This window comes from Nostoc sp. CALU 546, from assembly GCF_048836525.1.
Map to the genome: position 1 here is coordinate 14729 of NZ_JAWJTF010000080.1, position 15688 is coordinate 30416.

General features: G+C 41.0%; 13 protein-coding genes. 3 read left to right on the forward strand and 10 right to left on the reverse strand.

The features are described 5' to 3' along the window. The first annotated feature begins 24 nt into the window (after nt 1-24). Nucleotides 25-2655 carry an AAA-like domain-containing protein gene (locus tag RRG12_RS29785; RefSeq protein WP_420761678.1) on the forward strand — a complete coding sequence of 877 codons (2631 nt, stop codon included), beginning with the start codon at nt 25-27 and terminating at the stop codon, nt 2653-2655. Between the two features lie 251 nt (nt 2656-2906). Here RRG12_RS29785 and RRG12_RS29790 read toward each other — a convergent pair whose 3' ends face one another. Next, a complete protein-coding gene (locus RRG12_RS29790; RefSeq protein WP_420761679.1) occupies nt 2907-3083 on the reverse strand; it encodes a hypothetical protein in 177 nt (58 codons plus the stop codon). A gap of 204 nt (nt 3084-3287) precedes the next feature. Further along, the gene (locus tag RRG12_RS29795; RefSeq protein WP_420761680.1) at nt 3288-3410 is read right to left on the reverse strand and encodes a hypothetical protein; all 123 of its coding nucleotides are present in this window, start codon (nt 3408-3410) and stop codon (nt 3288-3290) included. A 24-nt stretch (nt 3411-3434) separates the two neighbouring features. Between RRG12_RS29795 and RRG12_RS29800 the strand changes: the two genes are divergently transcribed. Further along, nucleotides 3435-5306, forward strand: a complete 1872-nt coding sequence (locus RRG12_RS29800) for an AAA-like domain-containing protein (protein ID WP_420761681.1) — start codon at nt 3435-3437, stop codon at nt 5304-5306. Between the two features lie 129 nt (nt 5307-5435). Here the strand turns inward: RRG12_RS29800 and RRG12_RS29805 are convergent, their stop codons facing one another. From RRG12_RS29805 to RRG12_RS29835, 7 genes are all read right to left on the reverse strand, one after another. Further along, nucleotides 5436-5711 (reverse strand): hypothetical protein, encoded by a 276-nt coding sequence (locus RRG12_RS29805; protein ID WP_420761682.1) that lies wholly within the window; start codon nt 5709-5711, stop codon nt 5436-5438. A 156-nt stretch (nt 5712-5867) separates the two neighbouring features. Further along, nucleotides 5868-6839: a chlorophyll a/b binding light-harvesting protein gene (locus tag RRG12_RS29810; protein ID WP_420761683.1), complete on the reverse strand. Its 972-nt coding sequence runs from the start codon at nt 6837-6839 to the stop codon at nt 5868-5870. A 91-nt stretch (nt 6840-6930) separates the two neighbouring features. After that, the gene (locus RRG12_RS29815; protein ID WP_420761684.1) at nt 6931-7965 is read right to left on the reverse strand and encodes a chlorophyll a/b binding light-harvesting protein; all 1035 of its coding nucleotides are present in this window, start codon (nt 7963-7965) and stop codon (nt 6931-6933) included. 389 nt (nt 7966-8354) lie between these two features. Then, nucleotides 8355-9113 (reverse strand): alpha/beta fold hydrolase, encoded by a 759-nt coding sequence (locus RRG12_RS29820; RefSeq protein WP_420761685.1) that lies wholly within the window; start codon nt 9111-9113, stop codon nt 8355-8357. Between the two features lie 91 nt (nt 9114-9204). Next, nucleotides 9205-9717, reverse strand: coding sequence for a flavodoxin FldA (gene fldA / locus RRG12_RS29825; RefSeq protein ID WP_420761686.1), 513 nt, complete (start codon nt 9715-9717; stop codon nt 9205-9207). Nucleotides 9718-9823: 106 nt separating this feature from the next. Further along, nucleotides 9824-11257 carry a chlorophyll a/b binding light-harvesting protein gene (locus RRG12_RS29830; protein ID WP_420761687.1) on the reverse strand — a complete coding sequence of 478 codons (1434 nt, stop codon included), beginning with the start codon at nt 11255-11257 and terminating at the stop codon, nt 9824-9826. A gap of 2 nt (nt 11258-11259) precedes the next feature. Then, on the reverse strand, nt 11260-12282 hold the full coding sequence (locus RRG12_RS29835; RefSeq protein WP_420761696.1) for a chlorophyll a/b binding light-harvesting protein: 1023 nt from the start codon (nt 12280-12282) through the stop codon (nt 11260-11262). A 397-nt stretch (nt 12283-12679) separates the two neighbouring features. Here RRG12_RS29835 and RRG12_RS29840 point away from each other — a divergent pair, with 397 nt between their 5' ends. Then, nucleotides 12680-12982, forward strand: coding sequence for a hypothetical protein (locus RRG12_RS29840; RefSeq protein ID WP_420761688.1), 303 nt, complete (start codon nt 12680-12682; stop codon nt 12980-12982). A gap of 72 nt (nt 12983-13054) precedes the next feature. On the opposite strand, the gene RRG12_RS29845 is transcribed toward RRG12_RS29840, so the two are convergent. Next, a complete protein-coding gene (locus RRG12_RS29845; protein ID WP_069072502.1) occupies nt 13055-15583 on the reverse strand; it encodes a mannose-1-phosphate guanyltransferase in 2529 nt (842 codons plus the stop codon). Nucleotides 15584-15688: the final 105 nt, after the last annotated feature.

The window sequence follows — 15688 nt, forward strand, 5'->3', positions numbered from 1 at the left end:
TTTAAACTATTAGCCATATAAAGTATGACTATAAATTCGCCTGTTCCCCAAGATTATCAATATCAATTTGGTGGTAGTCTTCCTGCTAATGCACCTACCTACGTCACACGCCAAGCTGATGCAGATTTGTATCAAGCTGTGAAAGCTGGAGAGTTTTGTTTTGTTTTGAACTCTCGACAAATGGGTAAATCCAGTTTGCGTGTCCGTACAATGCAAAGGTTACAAAATGAAGAAATTGCTTGTGTATCTATTGATTTAACCTTAATTGGGACATCAGGGCTAAAGTCTGAACAATGGTATTCTGGGATTATTGATACTATTTCTCGTTCTCAAAGTTTAAACTTAGGTGAGCAGTTTGATATAGATGAGTTATGGGAAGAAAATTCACGATTTTCTGATGTGCAGATTTTTGGTAAATTTATTGACAAATTACTAAAATTAGTTTCCACACAGATTGTTATTTTTATAGATGAAATTGATAGTATTCTCAGTTTAAAATTTCGTGTTGATGATTTTTTTGCTTTAATTCGAGCTTTGTTTAATCAAAGAGTTGATAATCCTGAATATCAACGCATTACTTTTGTGCTTTTGGGAGTTGCTACCCCTTCTGAGTTAATTCGAGATAAAAAACGCACTCCTTTTAATATTGGCAAAGGAATTGAATTAACCGGATTTGAATTTGCAGAAGCTTTACCTTTAATAAACGGATTATCTGGACAAAGTAGCAACCCGGAAACCGTACTAAAAGCGATTCTAGACTGGACTGGAGGGCAGCCATTTTTGACCCAGAAAGTCTGTGAATTTGTCCGTAAATCTGCAACTATAATTCCCCCAGGTGAAGAAGCTCCTTTTGTAGAGAATTTAGTCAGAAATAGAGTGATTCAGAATTGGGAATCTCAAGATGAACCAGAACATTTTAGAACAATTCGGGATAGAATCTTAAAAAGAGATGAACAGAAAGCAGCATACTTATTAGATTTATATCAACAAGTATGGCAATCGCGCGGAATTGATATTGATAGTAGTATTGAACAGAGTGATTTACAGTTAGCGGGAATCGTTGTTAAAAAGGAGAGTAAATTAAAGGTTTATAACCTGATTTATCAAACCATTTTTGACAACTTCTGGATTGAGAAAACTTTAGCCAGTTTGCGTCCTTATGCAGAGAATTATCGTCAGTGGATATTATCAGGAAAACAGGATGAGTCTCGGTTATTGAGAGAAAATGCTTTAGCAGAAGCGGATGCTTGGGCAAAGAATAAAAGCTTAGGTTTTCAGGATTTGGAATTTTTAGCAGCTAGTCGTAAACGAGAGCGAGAAGAGGAACTAGCAAAAACAGAAAGACAAGCAGAATTAGAAAGAGAAAGGAAAGAAAAGGAAGCCGCAGAAAAGGCTAGACAAATTGAAGCAAAAGCTAAACAGGAAGCTGAAAAGCAATTGGTAACTGCTAAGAAAAGAATGCGTTTTGGAGTGGTGGTTTTATCTGTGACTTTAGGGATTACAGGTTTGTTAGGTATAGGTGCATTTATCCAGTTGCAAACTGCTCACAAAAATACAAATGAACTCAACCAATCTATTGATAAAATTAGAAAACTTTCAGCAGTGGCTTCTCAATTGCAACAAAAGGGAAAAACAAACGAAGCCAATCAGTCTTTGAATATTGCAGGTTTAGTTTTGCAGAAGAAAATTAATAATTTTCAGCTAAAAGAGGCTTTGTTAAATAGTTCGCTGGTTTTAGGGTATCAATATCTAGCTGATGCTGAAAGCGATCAAAATCAAAAAAAAGATTTAGAAAAGGCTGAAATAAATTTTACTAAAAGCCTGGAAGAATTATCAATAATAGAAAATATAATTGATAAAAATCCTGATAATTTAGCTACTTTAGTTTATATTAACTACGTTAAAGCTAAATTAGAGGAACGTTCAAATCAATCTAAGGCTTTAGCAGATTATAAGAAAGCATTTGATTATATCAGTAGTCTGAAATCTAAGTTTAAATCTAATGTTGATTTATTTACCTTAGACTTAAATATTCTCTACAATGGCAATGCTGATATTGTGGCTTTGCTTTATCGTCAACTTAAAGAATTAGACGGCTCAAATACAGTTTATGCTCAATCTTTAAAGGATCATTTATTGAATGAATTAGATTATTTAATGCAGGAACATCGATGGAAGGAGGCGGATTCAAAAAATTGGCAGTTTATTCTCTATTCAGCAGGAAAGGAAGAACAAGGCTATTTAAATTTAATTGATGTCAAAAACTTTAATTGTAAGGATTTAAAACAACTAGATACACTTTGGGTAAATAACTCTAAGGGGTATTTTGGTTATAGTGTCCAGAAAAAAATATATTTGGCTAGTGGCAATTCTCTTGATTTTGATTGGGAGAAGGGAGAATGGAAAAATTGGAACTCGAAAGGGTATGATGATTATGAAAAAAATGTGGGATGGAGAGGAAAGGATGGAGAGTGGAGAAGATATGAGGAATTACCCATGAACCTGAAGGGAGATGGAGAGGGGGAATTATCGATGAAAGGAGAACTCCCTTTTGGAGATTCGACGATAGGGGGCGTGGTTTCGTTTTCGGGTGCTGGGACGGTTCCGGTTGTGGACGTCGACGTGGTACTCTTCTCTTCTTGCAGAGACTTGTAAATTTTAACCGATAAGGCTTTCAGAGAATTGTAAAGATTTCTTTATGGGATATTTTCCACGCAGTAATAAGACTTTGGGAGATTCGATACCTGGCACTAGGCAATGCACAACCCAAAGAAAAAAACAAACAACATAAAGGGAATTGAGAAGAGCGAATTTAGAGTCGTTGATATTACCAGTAAGTAGCAAATTCTTCTAAAAAAGACATATTTAGTGATAAATAGAGACACTGCTCCTATCTTCATCTCAAATCATTGACTGTGATCTCTAAAAATCATCCCTGCAACTTGCGGATTATAACAATTAGCAAAAATAAATTTCTCAGCCACATCAACAATTTCTGGATTACTTGCCTGCCAACTATCCCAAGGCAATCGCATCTGTCCTGGTGATGCTTTTTTAGCTTTGCCTTTAATTACTTTAGGCAAAAATTGATTACCCCAAAAATAGCGTTTTTCTGTTTTCGCTTTTGGTTTGTACTTCTTACAAAAACCCTGATATTTAGCAGCACATTCTATTCAAAGTTTTACCCAACGCTAAAAAAGCCGGATGCCAAGTTGTTAAACCGGTTTTACCCCACCCTAACCCTCCCCTTGTAAAGGGGAGGGAACCGGAAATCTTATTTCCCCCCTTTATAAGGGGGGATTAAGGGGGGTGATACGACTTATGTGTACACCGTAGTCCGAGTAGTGACGCGATCGCTGTATCCTAGTTTTAAGTCGCGCTGCGATCGTGGCATAAAAAGAACTTGTCATCCTCTAATCCTCCCCATAATATCTATGCCCTTTAACATTTTTTCTAAAATCCCAAAACCTGAACCCGCAGAGATGACTGGTTTAATCAAAATATCGGGATGTGACAACCCTAAGCGGCGCGGGGATGTGATTTTTGTTCACGGGTTAGGTGGTCACGCACGAGGAACTTGGCATCCGCAAGAACTACGCAACGATGATAATTTCTGGTTAACGTGGCTTGCACAAGAAAGACCAGATTTAGGTATTTGGTCTTTTGGTTACAAAGCTGAACCCTTTGAGTGGAGAGGTTCAACAATGCCACTTTTTGATAGAGCTAGTAATTTACAAGAATATTTAGAAGTTTATGATTTTGGAAAATACCCAATAATTTTTATTGCTCATAGTATGGGTGGATTATTAATCAAAGAAATGCTGCGTAATGCTCAGACATTTAAAAAAACAGCAGTTATTGAACAGACAAAAGGCATTGTATTTCTATCCACTCCTCACACTGGTTCTCATCTCGCTAACTTAGTCGATAAAATTGGTATTTTGGCACGAACCACTGTTAGTGTTAATGAATTGAAAGCACATATTCCCCAACTGCGTCAACTTAATGAGTGGTATCGGCAAAATGTTGATTTTTTGGAAATTACTACAAAAGTTTATTTTGAAACTAAGCCCACTCAAGGTTTTTTAGTTGTAGACCCAGATAGTGCTAATCCAGGCATCAAAGATGTCCAACCTACCGCTACAGATGACGACCATCTTTCTATCACCAAGCCAAAATCAACAGAGAATTTAGTCTACAAGGGAGTGAGTCAGTTTATTAAGCAACAATTGCTGATTAATCTAGGCATTGTTGAACAATCAACATCAAAAGTAAAACAGAACAACTCGTCAGTGACTTATGAAAATCCTGATGGTCAAGTTCCTCTTAACTCCCCTTTTTATATCGAGCGTCCAGAGGTGGAAATTAAATGTTATGAGTCTATCCTCCAACCAGGGGCGTTAATCCGCATCAAAGCGCCGCAAAAGATGGGGAAAACTTCTTTAATGAGCCGTATTGTTAACCATAGTAAACAAAAAGGTTATCGCACAGTTTCTCTTAATTTATGGAGTCAAGAAAATCTTACCGATCTCAATAATTTCTTACAGGCATTTTGTGCAACTTTGAGTTATGAATTAGGGCTAGAAGATAAAATAGATCAATCTTGGAAAAGACGCTTAAGCAGTCAAGTTAACTGTACTAACTATTTAAAAGACTATTTATTAAAAAATCTTGATGTTCCCCTTGTATTAGGCTTAGATGATATTGATAAAATTTTTCCTTATCCCGAAATCGCTCAAGAATTTTTTGCTCTACTCAGAGCTTGGCATGAAAACGGTAAAAACGAAGAAATCTGGCAAAAATTGCGTTTAGTAATTGCTCATTCTCAAGAAGTATATGTTTCTCTAAATGTCAATCAATCGCCTTTTAATGTGGGCTTATCTGTCGAAATAGGAGAATTCAACGCCACACAAGTAAAAGAATTAGTCCAACGACATCAATTAAATTGGTCAGATACAGAAATCGGACAATTAAGGGGAATGATTGATGGTCATCCTTATTTATTAAGGACTGCTCTTTATCAAATTGCCACAGGTAATTTAACTTTAGAACAGTTCTTGAAAGTTGCTCCCACTGATGAGGGATTATTTAGAGGCTTTTTACATCCCTATCTTTCATTGCTGGAAGAAGACAAATTGTTAAAAGCAGCGATGAAAAAAGTGATTGAGAGTGATATTCCTGTGAAGTTAGACTCTGCACAAAGTTTTAAATTACGCAGTCTGGGGTTAATTGAATTTAAAGAAAATAAAGTTCAATGCCTTTGTAATTTATATCGCCTTTATTTTCGAGAACGCCTATCCGAATGATTACACCCAGCTTGAGAGGATGAACCATCAATAATTAGCGATCGCAGCGCCAATACCAAAAGCGTAGCCGTGAGGCTTGTCGTCAGACATCGCACTCTTGTATCTCACAGAACGATTAATCAAATAAATTCAATAAAGCTTTCGCCGCCCCTTGTTGCAAGCATTACAGGCAGAAGTTTTCGGCTCAAAATCAATACAAGCGATCGCTTGCTCAGAACAAGCCTTTTTTGGGTGTACAGTACATTTAAGGCGGTAGTCGTTGGTGAAATATTCACAACCAGAGCAAGGAATGTCATGCAGCGTTTTTAAATGAATTATTCCTTTTTTTAAAGTTAACCAGACACTACCAATAAATAGAATCATTATTGTCCAAGTGCAAAAAGCACACAAAATCATACTTAACATGAGTCATCCTCATAAAAATTCCAAAAAAATGCCCGCAGTCTACTGCTTTTCACCGCAGGCATAAGACTTTATTTAGCTAGTGTTGAGCGAAACTTAATTAAGGTAATACCAATTTGAAAAGACCATTTGTAGAGACGCAATTCATCGCGTCTTGATTCATCGCGTCTTTATTTGACGAGACGATCGCCAATAGTGCCAAACAAAACCTAAGAAAGCCACAACACCAAGAAAGAACTGAATATCTGCCAATCCTAGACGTTCTGAACCGTAAAATTCTCTCGGAAAAACTGTCGTGTTGTATCCCACAAAAGCGGCAGAAATCCAAGCCATTAAAGCTAAACCTAGCAAGCTATAAGAAAGAATTTCTTCACCATTATCAATTGGTAAAATTCGTCTTATCCAGCTAAAAGGTTGTACAAGAATATGCCAAACGCCACCAGCAATTAAAATGAAGCCAATCCAAATGTGACCACCAATGACATCTTCTAAATTATCAACACTTGCCATCCCCAAAGGAGTCCAGTTACCATCTTTCAGACCAACTAAGTAGCCAAAAATTATTTCTGGGTTTAAATTAGGATTGCTAATTAGGCGGACATTACCGAAATTAGTATCATAAATTCCGCCAAAAAACATTGCCTTTAGCACTAACAAAAATGCTCCCAAACCCAGAATAATTAAGTGATGACCTAAAATTAAACCCAATTGCTTGGGGTCATTCCATTCATAGTGAAATCTTGCCGCCTGTCCACCGGCATTATATAAAATTGCCGGAGCGCGAAAAACATGAAAAAGTCCACCTGCACCCAACACAGCAGATGCAACTAAATGCAAAATGCCAATTACAAAATAGGGATAGGTATCGACTACTTCACCTCCAGCACCTACACCCCAGCCCAAAGTTGCTAAGTGGGGTAACAAAGTCAATCCCTGTTCATACATTGGGATGCTAGGAACAAAACGTGTAACTTCAGATATTGTGATTGCTCCTACCCAAAACATAATTAATCCTGCATGAGCAATGTGAGCGCCTAATAATTGACCAGATAAATCAATTAAACGAGCATTACCCACTAACCACGATAAATTTGTGTCTGCTGCTAAGGTTCTATCAGTTGTAATTGTCATAATTAAATACCCTTATGAGCATTTTGGATTTTGGATTTTGGATTTTGGATTGTCATAATCTAAAATCCAAAATCTAAAATCTAAAATTATTTTACGATTCGCTACCAATGGCATTTATTGCCCTTTCAATTCGGCTAAAGTCAACACCAATTGCTCGTAGCGCGTGCCACAGATGACCTTGCAAGAAGAAGAAAGCCAAGAAGAAATGGGCATTTGCTAACCATGCTCTGGAAGTGTAACCACCGTTAGCTAACTTAATGCTGTCGGCAAAATAAGGGCTAACTCCAAGTTTTACTTCCAAGGTCGAGCCATAAAATTCCACGGGATAAGCTAAGGTATTCACCGCACAAAAGTAAGCTGCAACAAATCCCGCTAAAGCAATACCGCCCAATGAGTAGGAAAGGATGGCTTCACCGGAGAAAATTAAAAGCTTTTTCGCCCAAGGTAAAGGCTCTATGAGGATATGCCAAATACCGCCGCCAATGAGTAACAAGCCTACATAGATATGACCGCCGACTAAATCTTCTAAGTTGTTAACTGTGGCAAAGTGGGTTTGATAGCCATAAATAACCAGGGGGTTGAGGGTGGGGTCGGTGACAACTCGCACATCATGAATTGTCGAGTCGTACAATCCTCCCCAGAACATGGCTTTTCCTACCAGGAGTAAAGCACCTAATCCCAAGAAAATCAGGTGATGTCCTAAGATAAAACCAAGTTTTTTCGGGTCGTCCCATGTAAAGTGAAATTTCCGAGCGCGACCAGTTGCGTCTTTTAAGTTTTTTGGAGCTTTGAAGGTGTGGAAAAGTGCGCCTGCACCAAGCACAGCAGAAGAAATTAAGTGTAAAGCGCCGATAACGAAATAAGGGTAAGTATCGACTACCTGACCACCTGCACCCACGCCAAAACCCAAGGTAGCTAAGTGGGGAAGCAAAATCAACCCCTGTTCGCCCATCGGTATTTCGGGATTGTAGCGGGAGATTTCAAACCATGTAAACGCCCCAGCCCAGAGCGTCGTCAACGCTGCTTGTGCCACATGAGCGCCGATAAATAAGCCAGAGAGATTGGCGAAGCGGGCGTTACCAGTCCACCAATCAAATTTGAGGTTGGGATTGCCGTATGTCTGCATTGTTAAGCAATTAGTAGTTGTTGCTAATAATACTCAATTATTTGGTTTTTGTTTCAGCAGTTAAATGTCGTGTGAGTGCTACCACAGGAGACGCGAAGCTTTTATCCAAGGAAAGAAAGATTATTCCAATTCACCGCAGGCGTTACCGATTGTCCTCAGATATCACTTCTTGCCATCCGCTCTGCTTATTGATAGCTAGTTACCAATTATTGAGATTACAAATTTAGTCTATTGAAAATAATTCTTATTTAGATCGGCTCTTTACAAAATGTAATCATTAAAACTGGAGAAAAAATGGGCAACGCAAGCGGAGCGACAATACTAACTATCACCGCTCGAACTACTAAGGAAATATTCTTTTTAAGCGTGGGTTATTCTGCTTTATGCCTTCATGAATAACTTGTAGAAGTGCTAAAAGACAGTGCAGAAGCTTCCAGTAGATGGGGATGGTGGTGTTGCCAGAAACTCAAAATCTGTTCGCCAACCTGTTGAGGATAGAAGTAATGAAAAAAATGATATCCTTGTGGGCATTCCCAGAGCTTATCTTCTGGCTTAAACCAATTCAACCAGTCACGCAATGCAAGTGGGTTGACTACCGGATCACTCTTGCTACCACATACCATCATTGGCATAGAAACTCCACCTTTGGGTAAATAGACTAACTTAAATAAAGAGTGTGGTGAGGGAGATTGTTCTAAATCTTTATCTAAAGCAGCGACTAACTTCTTAGCGGTATGAGGCGGTTGATTTCCAAATAGACTCCGAACGTTGCTTGCTAAGACTAGCTCACGGCTGATGCTAAAAAGTTGTCGTTGAAAGTAATAGTGAGCGTGCCAATTGTTTGCAGGTTGAGTAGCTACAGCCAGCAGAGTTAGCGATCGCACTTTTTGGGGAAATCGCCGAGCAAAGATTAAGGCGATCGCACCACCCATCCCATGACCGACTAAATGCACGGGGCGATCGCGCCATTCTAAAAAGTCATATAGCAACTCTACAGCTTGATCTATGGAACTGGCTTCATCTTTAGTTTGCTGGTATTCCCACTGGGCGACGCTTATATACCCAGATAAATATTCAAGTAATGGTTTATCAAAACGCTGTAAAGCAGTACTGGCACTTAACCACAGAACATCAAATGAATCAGACATAAAGACCTATAACTACTAAATTATCAATTTCACTAGTTGTCAGATCCCCGACTTCTATAAAAAGTCGGGGATCTCCCGCACCCAAGATTTTCTACAAACCAAATTCTGTCTTCAACTGAGCAACCCAAGTTTTAATTCGCTCATCTGTTAAATCAGATTGACTACCTTCATCAAGTGCCAATCCGACAAACTTGCCATTTTTCAAAGCTCTAGAATTCTCAAAGTCATATCCCTCAGTTGGCCAATAGCCAACTGTTTTACCGCCTCGCTGGGAAATCTTTTCTTCCAAAATTCCCATTGCATCCTGGAAATTATCGGCATAGCCATACTGGTCGCCATCGCCAAAATAAGCAACCAACTTACCACTAAAATCTATTTCATCCAGATCAGGCAAAAAGCTTTCCCAATCGCTCTGAAGTTGACCAATATCCCAAGTGGGAGAGCCAATAATCAGCAATTCATACTCATCAAAAGTGGTAGTATCTGCCTCGTAAATGGGATGTAATGTTACAAGATCACCACCAAACTCATCCCGAATTTTTTCAGCATCAGATTCAGTGTTGCCAGTTTGAGTACCGTAAAACAGACCAATTTTCTTCGACATATTTCCACCTGATATATATGATGTGTGATTCTGCGATGGTGCAAAGACCCGCTATTGCGATCGCAATAATTGACGCAAGGATACTTATTTGCCTAGTTCGTGCAACTCAGAAAAACAAACTGCTATTGGTTAGCAGCAGGAAAGCAAACAAAGCTCCTCCACAGCTACCTACTGTCCACCCAGCATTGAATTCACTCCAAGACTTAGCTGTTTTCATATTTTCCGGTAGCTCCCCTTGGGCAGGTTTGCGCCCTTGGAACGATACACTGCCATACAGCCACAAACAAATCGATAAAATTAACAGCAAACCGATTGTGGCCAGTAACCCTGCTTGATTCGCCAACTCCGTATCCCGCAACGGGCCTAACTTGACAAATGGGCCAATCAAGAAGTAGCCGTGGGCCATACCAATTTCCAGCCCCCGTGAAAAAGAAGACAAGCCTTGACGGTAAATAGGAAGATTTGCTAAAAACTTCAGCGTGATATCCGAAGCATTGACTGGCGTATAGAGATTCCCGATTTCCGGCATTCCCGCAGGATTGACAACTCCCTGCTGAAAATCAAGTCCAGCCGCTATGACACGTACCCTCAAAGCGTGCCAGATATGACCAGCTAAAAATACAACCGCCAGAGCAAAGTGACTAGTTGCTAGCCAAGTGCGAACCGTAATTGCTCCCGATGCAGTAGTACTCAATCCCAACGGGCCATAGAAAACTGTGGGATAAACGGTATCATTGACCGTTACAAAATAAGCTGCCAACAAACCCATGTAAGCCAGAGCGCCCAGACTATAGGATAGGTAAGCCTCACCAGACCAAAACAGTATCTTTTTCGCCCAAGAAAAGGGCTTGGTGAGAATGTGCCAAAATCCCCCGACAATACAGAGTATTCCTACCCAAATATGTCCACCGATGACATCTTCTAGATTATTAACTGCTGCCATCCCCTGTTCGCCAAAAGCACCGAAGAGATAGCCAAAGATGCGACCAGGGTTAATAGTTGGTTCAGTAATTACTCGTACAGATGCCATTGCCGGATCATAAAGACCACCCCAAAACAGCGCCTTCGCTACCAATAACCACGCCCCGAACCCCAACAACAGCAGATGAATGCCGATGATAGTGGTCATCTTGTCTTCATCTTTCCAGTCGTAGCCAAAGAAGCCAGGAAAAGAGGGGTTTTCACTTAAGACTTCCGGGCCTAAAAAGGCGTGGTAAATTCCGCCAGCACCCAGTACAGCCGAACTAATCAGATGTAAAACACCAATGACAAAATAAGGATAAGTATCAATAATTTGACCCCCGTCACCAACACCAAATCCCAAGGTTGCCAGATGAGGCAGTAAGATTAACCCCTGTTCATACATCGGTTGGGAGGGGTTGTATTTGGTAATTTCAAACAGAGTCATTGCTCCTGCCCAAAGCACAATCAACCCAGCATGGGCAACATGAGCGCCTAAAAGCCTACCCGACAGGTTAATAAACCGGGCATTACCAGCCCACCAACCCGATTCCTGGGTTGTTATCGTTGCAGTTGCCATTCTTAGATTGCCTCCCCACGAGTTGAATGGATGACTCTACCCTTTGCGAAGTCAAATCCAGCAGCACGTAGAGCGTGCCAGAGATGCCCTTGAAGAAAGAAGAAACCTAGCCAGAAGTGAGCATTCGCCAGCCAAACGCGAGAGGATAGTAAATTTCCACTTTGAAAGTAGGGAAAGCGGTCAAACCCAATACTCAGGGCTGGCCCATAAAATTCCGGTGGGTAAGCTAGGGTGTTAACCGAGACAAAATAGGCAGCAATCAAACCCATGAGAGCTAAAGCACCCAAACTGTAAGAAAGGTATGCTTCTCCTGACCAGATAAAAAGCTGCTTTGCCCAGCCAAAAGGTTGAGTCGTAATGTGCCAGATACCGCCGGCAATGCAGAGAATGCTCACCCAAATGTGACCACCAACCAAGTCTTCTAGGTTATTGACTCCAGCAATCCAGTGTTTGCCACCGCCACCAAACAAGTAGCCAAAAATTACGGCAGAGTTCCAGGTGGGACTAGAAACTACGCGCACCTCACCCACCGTAGAATCATACAAGCCGCCAAAGAACATCGCTTTGGCAACTAGTAAGCCTGCTCCCAAACCCAGCAATACTAGGTGAATACCCAGAATCGTGGTCATTTTATTCGCATCTGACCAGCGATAGCCAAAGAAGGAAAATCTCTCTTCTAAGATGGCGGGGCCACGTAGGGCATGAAAGATGCCACCAAGTCCCAAGAAGGCGGAGCTAATTAGGTGCAATACTCCAATGACGAAGTAAGGATATGTATCTAATATCTGTCCACCACTTCCAACACCCCAGCCGAGGGTTGCTAAATGAGGCAATAGAATCAACCCCTGTTCGTACATTGGTTGCGCTCTGTTAAAGTGGGCAAGTTCAAATAGGGTTGTTGCACCAGCCCAGAGAACAATTAACCCTGCATGAGCAACGTGAGCGCCCAAAAGTCGCCCTGAGAGGTTGGTTAACCGGGCGTTCCCTGCCCACCAGGGAATCGACTCCGGTGTTTGAACAGCCATCCTTGTCATGGCGTTACCTCCTGAGAAAGTTTTCAAATCGCTGAAATAGACAATTAGCTTAATGAGTATCTATCTCAATAAGTTTAAGGATATCCTACCAGACTTATTGACAAGATTTTTCATCTATAAATAATAAAGTTTTGTGAAGAACTTCAGGAAACAAATTGAAGAAACCGCTCTACTTGTACAATGAGCAGTACAAGTTCACGCAATAAGATGAAAGTTATTTCTTTTAGCGAAGCGAGAAATAGCCTGAAGTAAGTATATTTTTTTGAAAGCACTCCATCGACTCAAACTAAGTGCCTTACGGTATCCTCACAAAATGTTCCTGATGATTACTGGTTTCAAAAAATACTTCGGTAAAGGAAGCTAGAGGAAGTAAGTTTTTTGTGCATTTATGAAATTAATTCAAATACTAAAAGTAGCTGTAATTCCTGTTTTGACTGTATTTAGCTTGGTGTCCGCATCAAACATAGCACTAGCCGACTACTTAAATAGTCAGGGTTCAGGAGGTGATTACCGTTATGAATTATGGTCTAGCGATGATAATAGCAGTTACTATTTGAAAGTTTGGCTATATGAAGCAAGTCCAGACAGTAGTGCATACTCCACAACTAGATCATTTGACTCTAGTAGGGAAGCTTTAATTTATTTTGATTGCAATTACGCCGAGAGAAGTTTACCAGAATGCCCTAAATAATAATTCGTAATTGCTAATTCGTAATTCGTAATTGAATTTTTTAATTACGAATTACGAATTACGAATTACGAATTACACTTCTGCGGGTTGATATTCTTGTTGTCTTTCCACAAACGACTGAACACGGGTGCGGTAGTTTCTCACAGTTTCATCCACCCATTCGCGATCGTTGCTATTTGCATACAAATGCACCAATGGTTCACTAGCATCTGGTAAAACTAATAACCAACTGTCATCGTAGGGTTGACAAATTTTCACTCCATCGATGAGTTCTAGGTTTTGGGCTGGGTGAGTTTCGACTAAGTAACGCATCAAAGCACCCTTAGCTGTCCACGGGCAGCGGACTGTATAAGTTTTATGAATTACACGGGGCAATTCCGATCGCGCCGCCGCAAGCGATCGCTCTTGTATAGTCAACATCTCAATTATCTTGGCAATGCAGAACATGGAATCAAATCCCGGATGCAGTTGTGGGAAAATAAAACCAGTCTCTCCACTACCTCCCAATACCACATTTGGGTTTTTCTGACAAGCCTCCATTAAAGCTGTGGGGTTGGCTTTGGTGCGAATCACTCTGCCATCATGGCGACGGGCGACTTGTTCGATAGCACTGGAAGCATGAACTGGTACAACTACTGTTCCTCTGGGGTTAGCCGTCAAAATCATGTCTACCATCAGTGCAGTTAAAGTTTCTCCACGAATTGGGTAGCCTGATTCATCAACTAAAATTAGCTGTTCTCCATTAGCGGATACTTGCACACCAAAGTTAGCTTTTAATGCTTCCACTACATGACCTAACTGAGTCAGCAGTCCTTCGCGATCGGTGATTGACATCGCACTTTTATTGACACTGGCATTCAATACCACGGCATCAGCACCAAATTTATCCAACATTTGGGGTAAAACTGCCCCCGATACTGCATAAACATAGTCAATCACCACTTTGGCGCGGCTGTTGCGGAGTGTATGAACATGCAACAGTTTCTCAAAAGCAGTGCAGTAGCGCTCCATGACTTGGCTAGGATAAGATACATCGCCAATTTCATGAATTAGCGCCCGCCGCATATCCTCCTTAAAGTAAGCCCCTTCAATTTTCTTTTCCAGGGCTTTGGTGATATTAATCCCCTTGGCATCCATGAATTCAATCAGAATGTAGTCCGGGCGATCGGGGTGTACCCGTACATGGATACCACCAGCTACCGACATTGTGGGTATAACTGTGCGGGCGATGGGGATAGCTGTAGCATCGAGGTTTTGAATATCAATACCTACTGACATCAAACCAGCAATGAGCGATCGCGTCACCATCCGCGAGACATTACGCTGATCACGGGAAACCGTTACCTTAGAACCAGGTTTCAAGGTAGAACCGTAAGCAGATCCCAATTTCACGGCGAATTCTGGGGTGATGTCGATATTCGCTAATCCTTGGACACCACGTTGACCAAATAAATTCCGTTGGGCGGTGTTCCCCCAAATCAAGTTAATGTTTAAAACTGCCCCCGACTCAATCTTTTTACTGGGCCAAACGCGCACGCCAGGGCTAATTTGGGCTTCTTCTCCCACCGTGGAAAGCGAACCCACAACAGCAGCTTCTAATACATGGGCGCGGCGATCTACACGAGCGCCACGGGAAATCACACAGGCGGAAAGATGCGCTTCATCACCAATGAATGCCCCATTCCACACTATGGGACGTTTGAGATTTGCATCAGCGCCAATAGTGACATTATCACCAATTACGGTTCCTGCCTCAATCTGTACTCTTGCTCCGATGCGGCAGTTATCACCAATCACTGCTGGGGTTTCAATCACAGCCGTCTGGTCTATATAAGTATTTTGACCTACCCATAACTCATGGGAAACTTCTTTGTAGGCAAAATCGAGATTTACCTTCCGATCTAAGGCATCATACTGAGCCTCACGATAAGCGTCTAAGTGACCAACATCACACCAGTAACCTTGAGCGATGTAACCATACATTGGCTCATCTTTTGCTAGTAGTAAGGGGAATAAGTCTTTGGAAAAGTCACATTCAACGTTTGCTGGCAGATATTCCAAAACTTCTGGTTCGAGAATGTAAGTACCAGTGTTGACGGTATCAGAAAAAATTTCACTACTAGAGGGTTTTTCTAAAAATCGCCGAATCCGTGCTTCCTCATCGGTAATCACCACTCCAAATTCAATCGGGTTGGGAACCCTGGTTAAAATCAAAGTCGCTTTTGACTTATTTTGTTTGTGAAATGCGATCGCTGCGGTGAGGTCAAAATCTGTTATGCTATCACCGCTAATGACTAAAAAGGTTTCATCAAGGAGTTCGGCTATGTTTTTTACACAGCCGGCTGTACCCAAAGGCTGATCTTCTTCAACGGCATAAGTCATCTGCACGCCAAAATCGCTGCCATCTTGAAAATAATCTCGCAAGACATCAGGTAAATAATGCAATGTCGCAATAACTTCTGTAATTTGATGTCGTTTGAGGAGATTGATAATATGTTCGGCAATTGGTCGATTTAGAATCGGCACCATCGGTTTGGGGAGATCACAAGTTAACGGGCGAAGCCGCGTTCCCGAACCGCCTGCCATCAGTACTGCACGCATAAATCCTCCTTAACTAGTTACAGCCTTCGCTGCTTCAAAATCCATGAGATATATTTTGTTCTTCTTTCTCTAGTCTCCTATGGATATTGATATTTGAGGAACTTC